The 14,643-nt window shown below is 52.0% G+C and carries 14 protein-coding genes and 1 tRNA gene; 4 read left to right on the top strand and 11 right to left on the bottom strand.

Annotation, left to right across the window (positions count from 1 at the left end; genetic code table 11):
- From tpiA to ACFQ2I_RS00920, 4 genes are all read right to left on the bottom strand, one after another.
- Positions 1 to 756, bottom strand: coding sequence for a triose-phosphate isomerase (gene tpiA / locus ACFQ2I_RS00935; RefSeq protein WP_377561571.1), 756 nt, complete (start codon positions 754 to 756; stop codon positions 1 to 3).
- A gap of 18 nt (positions 757 to 774) precedes the next feature.
- Entirely contained in the window at positions 775 to 1,959 is a 1,185-nt protein-coding gene (locus ACFQ2I_RS00930; protein WP_377561570.1) for a phosphoglycerate kinase, read from the bottom strand.
- A gap of 167 nt (positions 1,960 to 2,126) precedes the next feature.
- Positions 2,127 to 3,131 (bottom strand): type I glyceraldehyde-3-phosphate dehydrogenase, encoded by a 1,005-nt coding sequence (gap, locus tag ACFQ2I_RS00925; protein ID WP_377561568.1) that lies wholly within the window; start codon positions 3,129 to 3,131, stop codon positions 2,127 to 2,129.
- A gap of 106 nt (positions 3,132 to 3,237) precedes the next feature.
- A complete protein-coding gene (locus tag ACFQ2I_RS00920; RefSeq protein ID WP_377561567.1) occupies positions 3,238 to 4,272 on the bottom strand; it encodes a sugar-binding transcriptional regulator in 1,035 nt (344 codons plus the stop codon).
- Positions 4,273 to 4,525: 253 nt separating this feature from the next.
- Between ACFQ2I_RS00920 and ACFQ2I_RS00915 the strand changes: the two genes are divergently transcribed.
- The 4 genes from ACFQ2I_RS00915 (at position 4,526) to ACFQ2I_RS00900 (ending at position 7,266) form a co-directional block, all read left to right on the top strand.
- Positions 4,526 to 4,600, top strand: a tRNA-Arg gene (locus tag ACFQ2I_RS00915).
- Positions 4,601 to 4,786: 186 nt separating this feature from the next.
- Entirely contained in the window at positions 4,787 to 5,371 is a 585-nt protein-coding gene (gene clpP, locus ACFQ2I_RS00910; RefSeq protein WP_377561566.1) for an ATP-dependent Clp endopeptidase proteolytic subunit ClpP, read from the top strand.
- Between the two features lie 142 nt (positions 5,372 to 5,513).
- Positions 5,514 to 6,293 carry a formate/nitrite transporter family protein gene (locus ACFQ2I_RS00905; RefSeq protein WP_377561565.1) on the top strand — a complete coding sequence of 260 codons (780 nt, stop codon included), beginning with the start codon at positions 5,514 to 5,516 and terminating at the stop codon, positions 6,291 to 6,293.
- A gap of 52 nt (positions 6,294 to 6,345) precedes the next feature.
- A complete protein-coding gene (locus tag ACFQ2I_RS00900) occupies positions 6,346 to 7,266 on the top strand; it encodes an L-lactate dehydrogenase (protein ID WP_377561564.1) in 921 nt (306 codons plus the stop codon).
- 169 nt (positions 7,267 to 7,435) lie between these two features.
- Here ACFQ2I_RS00900 and ACFQ2I_RS00895 read toward each other — a convergent pair whose 3' ends face one another.
- The 7 genes from ACFQ2I_RS00895 to ACFQ2I_RS00865 all read right to left on the bottom strand — a co-directional run bounded on the left by ACFQ2I_RS00895 (position 7,436) and on the right by ACFQ2I_RS00865 (position 14,618).
- Entirely contained in the window at positions 7,436 to 7,705 is a 270-nt protein-coding gene (locus ACFQ2I_RS00895; protein WP_262680290.1) for an HPr family phosphocarrier protein, read from the bottom strand.
- 122 nt (positions 7,706 to 7,827) lie between these two features.
- Positions 7,828 to 8,769: a DNA-binding protein WhiA gene (whiA, locus tag ACFQ2I_RS00890; RefSeq protein WP_377561563.1), complete on the bottom strand. Its 942-nt coding sequence runs from the start codon at positions 8,767 to 8,769 to the stop codon at positions 7,828 to 7,830.
- A gap of 6 nt (positions 8,770 to 8,775) precedes the next feature.
- The gene (locus ACFQ2I_RS00885) at positions 8,776 to 9,762 is read right to left on the bottom strand and encodes a gluconeogenesis factor YvcK family protein (protein WP_377561562.1); all 987 of its coding nucleotides are present in this window, start codon (positions 9,760 to 9,762) and stop codon (positions 8,776 to 8,778) included.
- A 12-nt stretch (positions 9,763 to 9,774) separates the two neighbouring features.
- On the bottom strand, positions 9,775 to 10,665 hold the full coding sequence (gene rapZ, locus ACFQ2I_RS00880) for an RNase adapter RapZ (protein WP_377561560.1): 891 nt from the start codon (positions 10,663 to 10,665) through the stop codon (positions 9,775 to 9,777).
- Between the two features lie 14 nt (positions 10,666 to 10,679).
- Positions 10,680 to 11,630, bottom strand: coding sequence for an ROK family glucokinase (locus ACFQ2I_RS00875; RefSeq protein ID WP_377561559.1), 951 nt, complete (start codon positions 11,628 to 11,630; stop codon positions 10,680 to 10,682).
- Between the two features lie 257 nt (positions 11,631 to 11,887).
- Positions 11,888 to 12,835, bottom strand: a complete 948-nt coding sequence (gene trxB, locus ACFQ2I_RS00870) for a thioredoxin-disulfide reductase (protein ID WP_377561557.1) — start codon at positions 12,833 to 12,835, stop codon at positions 11,888 to 11,890.
- Positions 12,836 to 12,860: 25 nt separating this feature from the next.
- Positions 12,861 to 14,618: a tetratricopeptide repeat protein gene (locus ACFQ2I_RS00865; protein WP_377561556.1), complete on the bottom strand. Its 1,758-nt coding sequence runs from the start codon at positions 14,616 to 14,618 to the stop codon at positions 12,861 to 12,863.
- Positions 14,619 to 14,643: the final 25 nt, after the last annotated feature.

Below are 14,643 nucleotides of genomic sequence, written 5' to 3'. Positions count from 1 at the left end.
TTACTTGGCCCCCTCGATGAGAGCGATATAAGACGCAGGCTCCAGGCTTGCGCCGCCGACGAGCGCGCCGTCGATGTCCGCTTGGCCCATGTACTCCGCTACGTTGTTCGGCTTTACGCTGCCGCCGTATTGAATGCGGACGGCATTCGCAGTAGCTTCGTCGTACAGACCCGCCACGATGCCGCGGATATAGCCGATCACATCCTGCGCATCCTCGGAAGTGGAGGATTTGCCTGTTCCGATCGCCCAGATCGGCTCATACGCAATGACGACAGCTGCCGCTTGCTCCTGGGACAGACCCTCGAACGCCGCTTCCGTCTGTGTCTTGCACACTTCCTTCGTCTCGCCTGCTTCGCGTTCTTCCAGCTTTTCTCCTACGCACACGATTGGCGTAAGACCGTGTCTGAATGCGGCATGAACCTTCTTGTTCACGATCTCGTCCGTCTCCGCGAAGTAAGCGCGGCGCTCGGAATGGCCGATGATAACATATTTCACGCCAAGCTCCTTCAGCATTCCGCCGCTGATCTCGCCGGTGTAAGCGCCATTGTCCTCGAAGTGGACGTTTTGCGCTCCGATTGCAATGCTTGTCCCTCTCGCCGCTTCCACGAGGGCGGGAAGATTTGTATAAGGTGCGCAGATGACGCTCTCAACACCTTCAACCTCCGCTTTGCCCTTCACTTCCGCGAAGAAGTTCTGCGCCTCGGATACCGTTTTGAACATTTTCCAGTTGCCCGCAATAATCGGTGTTCTGCTCATGCTTATGCCTCCTTTGGTTTATTTGTCGTTCAGAGCTTCAACGCCTGGCAGCTTCTTGCCTTCCATGAACTCCAGAGAAGCGCCGCCGCCTGTGGAGATGAAGTCCATCCGGTCTGCAAGACCGAACTTCTCAGCCGCAGCAGCGGAATCGCCACCACCGATAACCGTGTAAGCGGACGTCTCAGCCGCCGCCTGCGCAACAGCGCGTGTACCGTGGGAGAACGGCTCTATCTCGAACACGCCCATTGGACCGTTCCATACGACGAGCTTGGAATTCTTAATGACGTCTCCGTAGATAGCGCGCGTCTTCGGTCCGATATCGATGCCTTCCCAATCGGCCGGGATGCCGTCCACGTCCACCACTTGCGTATTCGCCGATGGGCTGAAGTCATCCGTTACCACAATATCTACCGGCATGTAGAAGTTTTTGCCCAGTTGCTTCGCCTTCTCGATGAAGCCGAGCGCCAGGTCCAGCTTGCTCTCGTCCAGAAGGGAATTGCCGACTTCATGGCCTTGCGCCTTGAAGAAGGTATAGGACAAGCCGCCGCCGATAATAATATTGTCTGCGATCTCGAGCATTTTGTCGATAACCGCAATTTTATCTTTCACCTTGGAGCCGCCGATGATCGCTGTGAACGGGCGCTCAGGATTGTGAAGCGCCTTGCCCAGCACATCCAGCTCTCTCTCCATCAGCAGACCGGATACCGCTGGCAACAGATGCGCGATGCCTTCTGTAGATGCGTGTGCGCGATGAGCTGCGCCGAATGCGTCATTCACGAACAGGTCCGCCAGCTTCGCGAATGCTCTCGCCAGCTCAGGATCGTTGTTCTCTTCGCCAGCGTAGAAGCGCACGTTCTCCAGAAGCAGCACGTCGCCGTTCTGCATTGCCGCGACTTGTGCCTCCACCTTCTCGCCGATTGCCTCGTCGGCTTTCGCCACAAGCTTGCCCAGCAGCTCGGAGAGACGCGCCGCAGATGCCGTATGACGCAGCTCCTCGACCACCTCGCCTTTCGGACGGCCCAGATGGCTTGCCAGAATGACCTTGGCGCCCTGCTCCATCAGATAGTTAATCGTAGGAAGCGTCTCACGGATCCGCTTGTCGTCCGTAATTTTGCCATCTTCGATCGGCACGTTGAAGTCCACGCGCACGAACACTCTTTTGCCGGCCAGATCAGCCACATCGCGTATGCTCTTTTTATTCATGAATGAACCCTCCCAGATTTATATTGCGAAGAAAACAAGAGAAGGGCGCCCCTTCCAGGGAAGGAACGCCCTCATGGCGGGACCCTGCTTCAGGGCACAAGGCCTCGGGGCCAAAGCTCATCGGCAGAGACAGCCAGAACGCTATAGTCCTGCCCGCATGTCTCCTCTTACAGACCTTTCGCTGCGATGTAAGCAGCCAGATCAACTACACGGTTGGAGTAGCCCCACTCGTTGTCGTACCAGGATACCACTTTCACCATGTTGCCTTCTACGATCATAGTCGACAGACCGTCGATTGTGGAGGAAGCAGGATCTGTATTGTAGTCGCTGGATACAAGCGGCTCTTCATTGTAGTTCATGATGCCTTTGAGCGGACCCTCGGCAGCAGCTTTCAGAGCGCCGTTCACTTCGTCAACCGTTACGTCAACCTTCAGCTCAGCCACAAGGTCAGTCACAGATACGTTAGCGGTAGGAACACGCATAGCCATACCGTTCAGCTTGCCCTTCAGCTCAGGCAGAACAAGGGATACTGCTTTCGCTGCGCCAGTCGTGGAAGGAATGATGTTCTCGGCAGCTGCGCGAGCGCGACGAAGATCCTTGTGCGGCAGATCCAGTACGCTTTGGTCGTTCGTATAGGAGTGAATAGTCGTCATCATGCCTTTCACGATACCGAACTTGTCATTCAGGACTTTCGCGAATGGAGCAAGACAGTTCGTCGTACACGATGCGTTGGAAACAATGGTATGTGCCGCAGGGTCGTATTGGTCTTCGTTAACACCCATGACGATGGTAATGTCTTCGTTCGTTGCAGGAGCGGAGATGATAACCTTCTTAGCGCCGCCTTGCAGGTGAAGCTCAGCTTTGTCCTTCGCAGTGAAGATACCCGTCGACTCTACTACGATTTCAGCGCCTACAGATGACCAAGGCAGATCAGCAGGATTGCGCTCCGCGAACACTTTGATTTCGCGACCGTCAACGATCAATGCGCCTTCCTTCGCTTCAACGCTAACATTCAACTTGCCGTGCGTTGTGTCATATTTCAGAAGATGAGCCAGTGTCTTCACGTCTGTCAGATCGTTAACCGCTACTACCTCAACATTAGGGTTGTTCAGGGAAGCGCGGAACACGTTACGGCCAATGCGACCAAAACCATTAATACCAACTTTAACCATTTCTAGTTCCTCCTAAGCTTTGCTTTTATATAATGCAATATATATTTCAAGACAATGCGCACACAGACTCTCGCCGTATGCAAGCATTGTCATGATGCCTGTCTAGCTAGTTCTCATCCTCAGACATCTCTACTATGGCGGTAGCTGCAGCCTCGTCGGTGATGAGTACATCGTTGTGCCCGAAGCGCATAATGGACGCAATGGCATCTGCCTTACTCTTGCCTCCGGCCACGCCGATAACAACTTCAGTGTTCACAATATCCTCTAGTCGTAACCCTACCGTCTGCATTTTGTGCACAACAGCGCCATTCTGATCGAAATAGTAGCCAAATGCCTCTGCCAGTGCGCCTTCCTCGGTCATTGCCGCCACATCGGTCTCCTTCAATCGTCTGCGCCTGGCCATCACCTTGGCATCGCCGATTCCGTGAACGACTATGCGTGAGCTTCGGATGACATCCACAATCTCACGTATGTTCGGTTCGCCCATAATCGACGAGTAAGCCTCCTCGCCAAGGAAGTCAGGCACATGCAGTAGTCGATAATGTCCACCCGTGCGCTTCGCCATCGTCGAAGCGAGCGTATTCGCTTGGTAATCCAAGCTCTCACCAAGGCCGCCACGCGCAGGCACGAACCACACATCCTTAGCCGATGCCGACAATACGAGTTGATTGGCAACCTGAGCAATCGTCGTGCCGCCTGTTACCGCCACAACGTCCCCTTGCCTTACCGTCTCCCGCAGCACTTGGCAGGCCGCTCTCCCCAATTCCCGCTTCGTCTGCAGCGAGTGATCCGAGTCGCCTGCTACGACAATAACGCGCGATAAGCCGAAGGCATTCTGAAGCTCCTTCTCCAGGGAAGACAAGCCGAATAACGATTTGTAGAGCGGTTCAAGCTGTTCCAGAAGCTCCTTGCCCGCTTCGCTGATCCGCATCCCGGCTGAATGAATGTCCAGCAGCCCCTGCTCCTTCAGAAAGTCGATCTCAGCACGCAGCACTCTCTCCGTCATCGCCATCTCGGTAGCAAGCGTCCGTCGGCCAATGGTATCGGATAGCATGACCTGATGCAGAATGGCATATCTCTTCCTCATCGTATAGAGAAGATCCGGCACAAGCTGCTGCTGCAATTCAATGAGCTGATGCATTCGCTCTCCTTCTCTCCATCAATCAAAGCCAGAGACTCTTATCGAAATATGGGGACTCTCGCCACACCTGGACGCGTAACGTCCCGCCGATCCTTTTTAAGTCCCACCATTATATTACCGAATAATCTGACGTTCTGCAAGTGCTGGAGTCATGATGAAAACGATTACTCGATAAATTCACAAAATATTTATTCAGGAATGGCTCTTGCGTTCGGAACCAGAATATCATATAATCAATTTTGCTACTGTTTTTGCGCCCGTGGTCCAATGGATATGACGTAGGCCTCCGGAGCCTGAGATCTAGGTTCGATTCCTAGCGGGCGCGCCACTATAAAGGATACATAAGCTGCCATGCGACCTTTTGTCGCTGGGCAGCTTTTTTTCATGTTATCACCGCCCATCCCTTTACTGGAAGACATGTTTGACTTTCTTTGACTTTTGTTTTTTTATCCGTTATTATAGGAATACATTAAGATATACAGAGAACATACTTTCGAAGGAGGATTGGTTGGCTATGAATTTTGTTCCAATGGTAATCGAGCAAAGCAATCGCGGTGAACGCTCCTACGATATTTACTCTCGCTTGTTGAAGGATCGCATCATTATTCTGGGATCGGGTGTTAACGATGTCGTAGCGAATTCCATTATTGCACAGATGCTGTTCCTGACAGCGGAAGATCCCGATAAGGATATTTCGTTATACATTAACAGCCCAGGCGGTTCCATTACGGCAGGGATGGCCATTTACGATACAATGCAGTATATTAAGCCTGACGTATCCACCATCTGCGTGGGCATGGCCGCATCCATGGGCGCGTTCCTGTTGTCGGCAGGCGCCAAGGGCAAGCGTTACGCCCTCCCGAACAGTGAGGTCATGATTCACCAGCCGCTTGGCGGAGCCGAAGGGCAGGCCAGCGACATTGAGATTCGCGCGCGCCGCATCCTCAAGATGCGGGACAAGTTGAACAACATCTTGGCAGAGCGCACCGGACAGCCGCTTAGCCGTATCGAGCAAGATACCGACCGCGATTACTTCATGAGCGCCGCTGAGGCGAATGAATACGGCTTGATCGATAAGGTGATCGAGCGTATTGACTAATAGGGACAAGAGCCATCCTTCCATAATCCTGGAAGGGTGGCTCTTGTTCACATATAGTGACATTAATCACATCTCCCTCCCTCCTGTGATGCTATCCTTTGCATACGACAGAATAACCTAGAAGTTATGAGGGGGTAGAGCGATGGAGGCCGAACCGCTACAACAAGTCGAGCAATTGGCATTGAAGAAGCTAAAAATATTCAAGCAGAGTATCATCATATCTTTAGCCAGATCCATGCTGGCGAGCATGTTCATCGGCTTCGGGGTCATTGTAGCTTTCAAGACCGGGAGTTACTTCTATATAGAGCATTCTCCGCTTACCTATCCGATAGCAGCCTTAACCTTCGGGACGGCGATTATTCTGATTAGCTATGGAGGCGGAGACCTGTTCACTGGCAATACGTTCTACTACAGCTACGCCGCGTTGCGCAAGAAGATGAGATGGATGGACACCATTAAGCTTTGGATAACCAGCTATTCCGGCAATGTGCTTGGAGCAGCCGTATTTGCTTTCCTGATCTGGTCAACCGGACTGTTTGACAGCGACTATGTGAACGGCTTCCTGCTGGAAGTCGCCGACAAGAAGGTGAGCACACCTGGTATGCAGCTATTTTTTCGAGCCATATTATGTAATTGGCTCGTCTGTCTCGCTTTCTTTATTCCGATGTGGATGAAGACTGACGGGGCTAAAATGTTCGCCATGATGCTTTTTGTCTTTTGCTTTTTCATCTCTGGCTACGAGCATAGTATTGCCAATATGTGTACATTTGCAATTGCAATGGTCGTACAAGATACCGACATCGTTACGTTGGAAGGGGCTCTCCTTAATTTGATCCCCGTCACGTTCGGTAATCTTATTGGCGGAAGCGTGCTGATGGGATGGATGTATTACTTCGTGAACAAACCATTCCTGAACAAGTGAGAAAACCTAATCGAGAAACTTATCAGACAGAAGGAGACAGGGGCTTATCACTATGAAGAAAACAAAAGTAGTCGTGATCGGGACGGGCGCTGTGGGCGCAACAACAGCTTATACATTGCTGCTGCGGAACCGGATGGATGAGCTGGTGCTTATCGACAGTAATTACAATAAGGCGGCGGGAGACGCACTCGACATGAACCACGGCATGCCATTCCTCGACGGATCTACCGTATGGGCAGGAACTTACGAGGATTGTGCAGGAGCAGATATTATCGTCATTACCGCCGGAGCAGCGCAGAAGCCGGGAGAGACCCGCACGGATCTATTGCGACGAAACGCTGACATATTCGATAACATCATACATCAGATTCTACCGCACAACCAAGATGCCATCCTGCTCATCGCAACCAACCCCGTCGATATTATGAGTTATATTGCATTGAAGAAGTCCGGATTGCCAGCAGAACGCGTTATCGGCTCCGGCACGCTGCTGGATAGCGCCAGATTCCGTTACCTGATCGGTCAGAAGCTACATATCGATCCACGCAGCGTGCATGCCCATATCGTGGGCGAGCATGGGGATTCTGAAGTGCCGATATGGAGCCTGGCCAACATCGCCGGAGTGGAGCTGCAGCTTTCAAAAGAGGACAAAGAAAATATCTTCGTTCATACGAGAGATGCAGCGTATAGCATTATCGAAGCGAAGGGGGCCACCTACTACGCAATTGCACTGGCTATCGATCGGATCTGTACAGCCATCCTCCGGGACGAAGGGGCGGTACTGAATGTATCTACGATGCTCGGCACTTATTGCGGCGTAGAAGCTGACACTTATCTTGGCGTCCCTTGCATTGTCGACCGCACCGGCATCAGGAAGACACTGGAGCTGACGATAACTGAACAAGAGCAAGAGCTATTCCGGCAATCCGCGAACAAGATGAAAGCAATAATTGCCGAACTGGAGCAAGCTTAAAGCCTTATCAAATAGCCAAAAAGAACGTCGCGGACTCACTCCTTCGGGAGCGAGTCCGCGACGTTCTTTTTCCAATGAAAAAAATGTCTTATCCCTATAAGCTCAGTACAAGCGTGCTTATGCTGGGCTTATAGGATGAGAAAATCACAAGTATATCACTGGTCTGGTCTTACTGATTCTCCAGCTCTTCCTTGCTGACAAGCGCGACTAAAGCGTTTACAGCCTGTTCCGCGTCCGATCCGTCAGCACTTATGGAAATTTCTGTGCCTGAGCTGATCGCCAGGCTCATAATACCCATGATGGATTTCGCATTAACCTTCTTATCGTCCTTCTCTACGAATACCTCAGAGGAGAACTTATTCGCTTCTTGAACGAACAGCGCTGCTGGTCTTGCGTGAAGTCCCGTTCTCAGACGAACAACAACTGGAAGCTTTGTCATGGAATCATACCCCCTATATTTTATGAAGTCTTTATATGCGCGATGTGATGAAGAGTACCCTTGATATGACCACCAAGCAAAATACTTTTACATCTTATTATATCATTTTACACCTAATTGCACTAGGTAAAACTTACTCCGTTGCGTATTTTTTCAGCAAGTTCGTCTATTTTGCGAAGTCTGTGGTTGACCCCCGATTTGCTCACCTTACCCTTCAGCATCGCTCCAACCTCGGTCAGATTGGAATCCGGGTGTAGCAGACGAACCTCCGCAACTTCTTTTAGCTTATCGGGCAGATTCTCTAACCCAATCTCCTTCTGCAGCAGCTTTATATTGTCGATTTGCCGAACAGCGGCGCCGATCGTTTTATTCAGATTAGCCGTCTCACAATTAACAATCCGATTAACGGAGTTGCGCATATCGCGCATAATCCGAACATCCTCGAACTTGAATAGTGCCTGATGCGCTCCGATGATGTTCAGCAGCTCGATAATTTTCTCGCCTTCCTTAATGTAGAAGATGAAGCCCTTCTTTCGCTCGATGCACCTTGCATTCAGCCTGAAGCTGTTGGCCAGATCTACAAGCGCCTCGCAATGCTCTTGATACATTGAAGCAATCTCCAGATGATATGAAGATCCCTCGGGGTTGTTCACCGAGCCCCCCGCTAAGAAGGCTCCCCTAAGGTAGGAACGCCTGCAGCATGACTTGCGGATAATGTCCCGGTCAATGTAGGGATTGAAGTTGAAGCCTTCGGATACAATCCGAAGGTCGCTCAGCATCTCCTGCACTTTGGTCGGCATCCGCACGATATAGACATTGTTTTTTTTCAGGCGCATCTTCTTGCGGACAAGCAACTCTACGTGCACATCAAAGTGCTTCTTGATTAAGGAATAGATTCTTCGGGCAATAGCGGCATTCTCGGTCGAGATGTCCAGAACGATTTTGCGGCTGGATAAGCTGACTGAGCCGTTCATCCGGATAAGGGCGGCCAGTTCGGCCCGTTCGCAACATCCGTCCGTCTCAATTAGCGTCAGTTCCTTCTTCGTTTGCGCCGCAAATGACATCGTTCATCACCTCTTTCGTAACATCCAGTTCTCTACAAGCTTATAAATATGATGGCTCAACCGCTCCGCATCATGCCGCAGGAACGTCTGGAACAGCACAAGCCGATCCGCGATCACCTTATAGCCTCGCTTGCTCACCTCATCCATGTCGAGGCGAACGGCTTTGGCTCCTTTCTCGGCGTAACGGTCTTCCACTTGCGGCGGTATATCGCCATTGTTAACTATAACATAATCGAATAAATGATGACCAATATGCCGATATACGGCATCCAAATGCTGACTTACTGTATAATTATCCGTCTCTCCCGGCTGCGTCATCACATTACAGACGAACAGCTTCACCGCAGACGAAGCCACTATAGCTTGCGCCAGCTTTGGGACGATCAAATTAGGCATAATGCTGGTATACAGACTGCCCGGGCCGATCAGTATCGCGTCTGCACTCTCCAGAGCTTCCACCGCTTCCGGCAGCGGCTCCACATCATGCGGCTCCAGGAATACTCTTGCAATTCTGCCGCCTGCCTTCGGAATCATGGATTCACCCGTAATAATCGTTCCGTCCTCCATCTCCGCGCTCAGCACAATGGCGCGATCAGCCGCCGGGAGCACGCGACCTCGCACCGCAAGCACCTGGCTCAACTGCCGTACTCCAGTCACGAAGTCGCCGGAGATGTCCGTCATCGCCGCCAGTATGAGATTGCCCAGACTATGGCCGGCCAACCCCGTTCCGTTATGGAACCGGTAATTCAGCACCTCAGCCAGTAGAGGCTCCGTATCGGCTAGCGCCATCAGCACGTTGCGGATGTCGCCAGGCGGTGGGATTTGCAATTCATTGCGCAATATGCCAGAGCTTCCTCCGTCATCTGCTACCGTCACAATTGCTGTAATATCAAGAGGCTTCTCCTTCAGACCGCGCAGCATGACGGACAGTCCCGTACCGCCGCCGATGACGACAATTTTGGGACGTCTAATCACTTTCTGTATCGTCTGCATACTCTACCCCCGTCAATGATGCTTATCGCGCAGAGAGTCACGATGACTGACGCGCACCGTCTCCGTATCGCTGCTGCCAAGCATTCTGCCCAAGTATTCGGCAATCGCAACGGACCTGTGCTTGCCTCCTGTGCAGCCGATCCCGATGACGACCTGACTCTTCCCTTCCTTCCTGTATAGCGGAATTAAGTATTGAAGCATATCCAGAAGCTTCGTCAGAAATTGCTGCGTCTCAGGCCACTTCATCACATAATCATATACATCGGGGTGTTGCCCTGTATTGGGCCGCAAGCTCTCCACATAATGCGGGTTAGGGAGGAATCGTACATCGAATATCAGATCAGCATCGATTGGAATACCGTATTTGAAACCGAAGGACGTTACGTTGACAGACAATGCACTTTCTTCCACACTGGTGAACTGAGCGATAATGCGCTCCTTCAATTTTTGCGGCTTCAGCCCGCTCGTATCGATTACGAGAGAAGCCGATCCCTTCAGATCTTCAAGAAGCCTCCGCTCCGCATGTATCCCCTCAAGAGGCAGCCCCTCCGAAGCAAGAGGATGCCGGCGACGGCTTTCCTTATACCGCTGAACCAGTACTTCATCCTTGGCGTCCAAGAACAATATTTCAAGATTGATCGTATGATGGTCATTCATATAAGCCAGCGATTCCGACAGCGCAGTGAAGAACTCTCGTCCGCGCAAGTCGATAACAAGAGCTACCTTCCCTATTTTACCGTTCGACTGCTCAATTAATTCCGCGAACTTCGGAATAAGCACTGGCGGTAAATTATCTACGCAGAAAAACCCGAGATCCTCCAGGCTTTGGACAGCAATCGTCTTGCCCGCACCCGACATACCTGTAATAATGACAAGTTTCGATAAGGTTGCTGTCGTCTCCATGAGTCCCACACCTACTATCCTCTTAGAATAAGACCTGCTGCACCTACGACACCAGCGTTGTTGCCAAGCGTTGCCGGCACGATAGTAACGCCTTCCTTGGCTTGATCAAGCGTATACTTCTCGAATACTTCTCGAATTTGGTCAAATAGGAAATCTCCAGCTTTGGATACCCCTCCGCCTACGATGAAGCACTTCGGATTGAGCGCAATAGCCATCATGGACATCGATTTGCCCAGATAGAATGCGGCACGGCTAATAATACGGTTCGCCACTTCATCGCCTGCCTTGGCCGCATCCATGACGTCCTTGGCCATAATCTCATCCACTTCTGCCAGCGTCGTGCGATCGCCGCGCTCTACCGCATCCTTGGCCATGCGAATAATCCCCGTGGCGGAAGATACCGTCTCCAGACAGCCCATCTTGCCGCAGCCGCATTGGATTGCTTCCAGATCCGGCACGATGGCGATATGTCCCAGCTCGCCCGCCATGCTAGCGAAGCCTTCCACAATCCGGCCTTCGATGATGATGCCGCCGCCGACCCCGGTTCCCAGCGTATAGCACACGCAATGATCTACGCCGCGTCCCGCTCCAGCCCAGGCCTCGCCCAGTGCCGCCACGTTGGCGTCATTGTTGACTTTGATCGTCTTCTGAAGCTCCTGCTCCAAGTAACCTTTCAAGTCCGCGTCCCGAAGACCTAGATTAGCAGAATACTTGACATATCCCCTTGGAATGTCCAGGAATCCTGCGATTCCGACGCCGACGCCATCTACCTGCTCCCAAGCATATGACGATTCTTCCACGATCATTTTGGCATATTTCGCAATGTTATGAAGAACGGCATCCTGACCCTTGTTCACCTCAGTTGCCCCTTCGAAGGTGTGAAGCAGTTGTCCCTCCGCATCGCATATGCCGACCTTGACCGTCGTTCCGCCCACGTCAACGCCTACGTAAATCTTCTCAGACATCCAATAGCCACCTCATCCATATATAAAGTTCTTCTATGTTCCAACTATAAGCGTTGTTCCAACTCTGGTCAAGCGCAGTGACAATCGCCCGAGAAGGGCGCAGCGGCTAGCGATTTCACTCTCTATTATCTCTATCCATCCCGCTCCCTTGAGAGTAAAATAAAGAAACTGCACCCTTGAGCGTCTACTCGTCAGATGCAGCCTCGTTGTCTCTTCGCCAGTCTTGCACATTTCCAGGAAATAGGACGTTCAGCCGTTTAGACGGACTGGCTCCAATCGTGCGTCATGCTTCCTTCCAGGAACCGCTCGCAGTCCAGAGCCGCCATGCATCCGCTGCCTGCAGCAGTGATCGCTTGGCGATACTTGTTGTCCTGCACGTCTCCGCAGGCGAATACACCCGGCACATTCGTCTCCGAGGAGCCCGGCTTCACTTTAATGTAGCCCTGCTCATCGGTATCTACTTGGCCCCCTAGGAATTTTGTATTCGGCGTATGGCCGATTGCGACGAACAAGCCGTCGGTCTCGATCACTTCCTCTTCGCCGGTCTCATTATTACGAACCTTAAGCCCAGTTACTCCCATTCCTGTAGCCACGACTTCCACCGGCGTACGGTTCAGGCTCCAGCTGATCTTTTCATTGGCGCGAGCGCGATCCTGCATGATCTTGGATGCGCGAAGCTCTTCGCGACGATGCACTAATTCCACGTTGGTAGCGAATTTCGTCAGGAAGCTTGCTTCCTCCATCGCGGAATCTCCGCCACCGACGACAACGATACGCTTTCCGCGGAAGAAGAAGCCGTCGCAGGTTGCACAAGTGCTGACTCCCTTGCCGACATTGTCCTTCTCGCCCGGAATCCCCATATACTTCGCGGAAGCGCCTGTGGAGATAATAAGACTTTCGCCGACAATTTCACCTTCGCCTTCCACTTGCAGCTTGAACGGACGCTCCGATAGATCCACGCTGTTCACCCAGCCCGTCATGAAGGTTGCCCCGAAGCGTTCCGCCTGCTTACGCATATTTGCCATTAGATCTGGTCCCATAATGCCCTCCGGAAAACCAGGGAAGTTCTCAACGTCGGTCGTTGTCGTGAGCTGACCGCCTGGCTCGGGACCTTCAATAATAAGCGGATTCATATTCGCACGAGCCAGGTAGATCGCAGCCGTCAGCCCCGCAGGCCCCGTGCCGATAATAATTGATTTGTACATTCCCTTCACCTCTTCGCAGTTTACGCTAGTCTTCCGTATTCGTATCATGCCCGGAAAATACGGAGCTAATTGATTTCATTTTCTCCTTGATGCCGCACACTTCATCGATGAGCTTCACGTGCTTGCTTACCGTAGAGATAGATACGCCATAGCGTACTGATACCTCATGATAAGATATGGCCCTGCGATGCATCTTGGCGGTTAAATATTCCAACGCAGCCGCCCAGCCTTCCGACTTCGCCAACTTCGGCACGCCAGGATACACCCGGGACAGAAATTCAACCCATAATGTCATCATATCATGCTGCTGCACCAGATCATAATGCTTCGCCATTCGGCTGAGCGCCTCCTGCGCCACAGCCTCCCACTTCTCATGCCATTCAGGCAGGCGCGAAGGCATTCTGTTGCTCTCAATGATGAGTTCCTCGCCGTTCAGGACAGTCTTCAGTCTCCCCCGCACTCCCATATTGCGAAGCACGAAGATCGCGATACGCTTCAAGTAATCGTCTTCCTCCGGTTCCAACAGGAAGGAGCTTAACGCTTCCTTCACCTCGTTGTCCGCAATCATGCCGAACGCCTGGATGACCTGCAGCTTCGTGTGCTGATCCCCGTGCCGCAGCGCCCAGAAGAAGGAAGAACGGACAAGCGGGTCACGCTTCAAGTAGTCCGGTATACCTGAGGAAGACTGCTCCCACAGCTTGAGCTGTTCCTCGAACGGCAGATGGTAGTGATAGCTAAGCGGAGTAGCAGTCGCCCCGACTTCCTGCCTCTCCTTCAATTGGGACATATAATAGAGCGGTATGCTTGAACCGGGATCCAGCTTCATCGTCTGCTTCCATAGCCGCTCAGCCTCCTGCAGCCTGCCGATATTGCATGCGGCAACCGCCGTATAATGGTACAAGCATGGATCTTGAGGCGACGCGCCTTCCTTCACCAAGCGGCTGAAGTGTCCGTAAGCGGACAGATGTTCACCAAGTATACCCATCGTCGTGGCCAGCTTGAACACATGCTCCTGATGGAACGGCACCGTCTTCTTCAATTGCTCGACTAACGGATCAAGACTGTCTCTGTCGCTCTCATGCTGATAGAATATCGCGAGATTGCACAGCGCATGCAGATTGCCGGCCTCGTAGCTCAGCACATCGGCAATCGTCGACTTGGCTTTATCGAACAAGCCCATATAATAATAAGCCAGTGCAAGATTGTTGCGAGCCGCGAGGAATTCCGGCTGCTTCTGCAGAATATCCTCCAGTATACGAACCGCCTCTGCGAATTTCCCTTCCTCCAGCAGCGCTCTTGCCGCGTCATGCTCCACCATACCCTCGCGGGATTTGATATTCGTCAGCGGAGTAGGTCGTTCCAGCTCGTAACGAAGCAGTTCCATCATTTCTTCCGCTTCATCCAAGTATTGTCCGTCCGCATCCTCTTGCAGATATTGAATCAGGGAACTCTCCGCCGACTCGAACAGATCCATGTTGGCGTAATTGTTCGCCATATAGAAGTGACATTCTGTCATCGTGGGATCCAGTTCTGTCACAATCCAGCTCAGTATGTTGTTAGACTCCTCATAGTTACCAAGCTCCGACATAATGCCCGCCATATTGCAATGATTAACTGGATTATCAGGTTCATACTCGACAGCGCGCCGAAAGTACTTCAGTGCCTTGTCATAGTGGAATCGATCCAGCGAACGAACAGCCCGTTCAAAGAAAAATGTAGCATCCCATTGTATCGGTATGACTTTTGTCTGCCCGCCAGCTGCGACACGTTCCTTCCCTTTCATGGGCAAGGCACCTCCTTTGAACGTT

Source organism: Paenibacillus chungangensis (assembly GCF_042675905.1).
Taxonomy (GTDB): Bacteria; Bacillota; Bacilli; order Paenibacillales; family Paenibacillaceae; genus Pristimantibacillus; species Pristimantibacillus chungangensis.
Note: the sequence above shows the minus strand (reverse complement) of the source record. Positions and strands in the feature narration are given on the sequence as shown.

Coding starts and splice junctions, on each gene's coding strand:
- tpiA (WP_377561571.1), bottom strand. CDS start 756: ATGAGCAGAACACCGATTATTGCGGGCAACTGGAAAATGTTCAAAACG.
- ACFQ2I_RS00930 (WP_377561570.1), bottom strand. CDS start 1,959: ATGAATAAAAAGAGCATACGCGATGTGGCTGATCTGGCCGGCAAAAGA.
- gap (WP_377561568.1), bottom strand. CDS start 3,131: ATGGTTAAAGTTGGTATTAATGGTTTTGGTCGCATTGGCCGTAACGTG.
- ACFQ2I_RS00920 (WP_377561567.1), bottom strand. CDS start 4,272: ATGCATCAGCTCATTGAATTGCAGCAGCAGCTTGTGCCGGATCTTCTC.
- clpP (WP_377561566.1), top strand. CDS start 4,787: ATGAATTTTGTTCCAATGGTAATCGAGCAAAGCAATCGCGGTGAACGC.
- ACFQ2I_RS00905 (WP_377561565.1), top strand. CDS start 5,514: ATGGAGGCCGAACCGCTACAACAAGTCGAGCAATTGGCATTGAAGAAG.
- ACFQ2I_RS00900 (WP_377561564.1), top strand. CDS start 6,346: ATGAAGAAAACAAAAGTAGTCGTGATCGGGACGGGCGCTGTGGGCGCA.
- ACFQ2I_RS00895 (WP_262680290.1), bottom strand. CDS start 7,705: ATGACAAAGCTTCCAGTTGTTGTTCGTCTGAGAACGGGACTTCACGCA.
- whiA (WP_377561563.1), bottom strand. CDS start 8,769: ATGTCATTTGCGGCGCAAACGAAGAAGGAACTGACGCTAATTGAGACG.
- ACFQ2I_RS00885 (WP_377561562.1), bottom strand. CDS start 9,762: ATGCAGACGATACAGAAAGTGATTAGACGTCCCAAAATTGTCGTCATC.
- rapZ (WP_377561560.1), bottom strand. CDS start 10,665: ATGGAGACGACAGCAACCTTATCGAAACTTGTCATTATTACAGGTATG.
- ACFQ2I_RS00875 (WP_377561559.1), bottom strand. CDS start 11,630: ATGTCTGAGAAGATTTACGTAGGCGTTGACGTGGGCGGAACGACGGTC.
- trxB (WP_377561557.1), bottom strand. CDS start 12,835: ATGTACAAATCAATTATTATCGGCACGGGGCCTGCGGGGCTGACGGCT.
- ACFQ2I_RS00865 (WP_377561556.1), bottom strand. CDS start 14,618: ATGAAAGGGAAGGAACGTGTCGCAGCTGGCGGGCAGACAAAAGTCATA.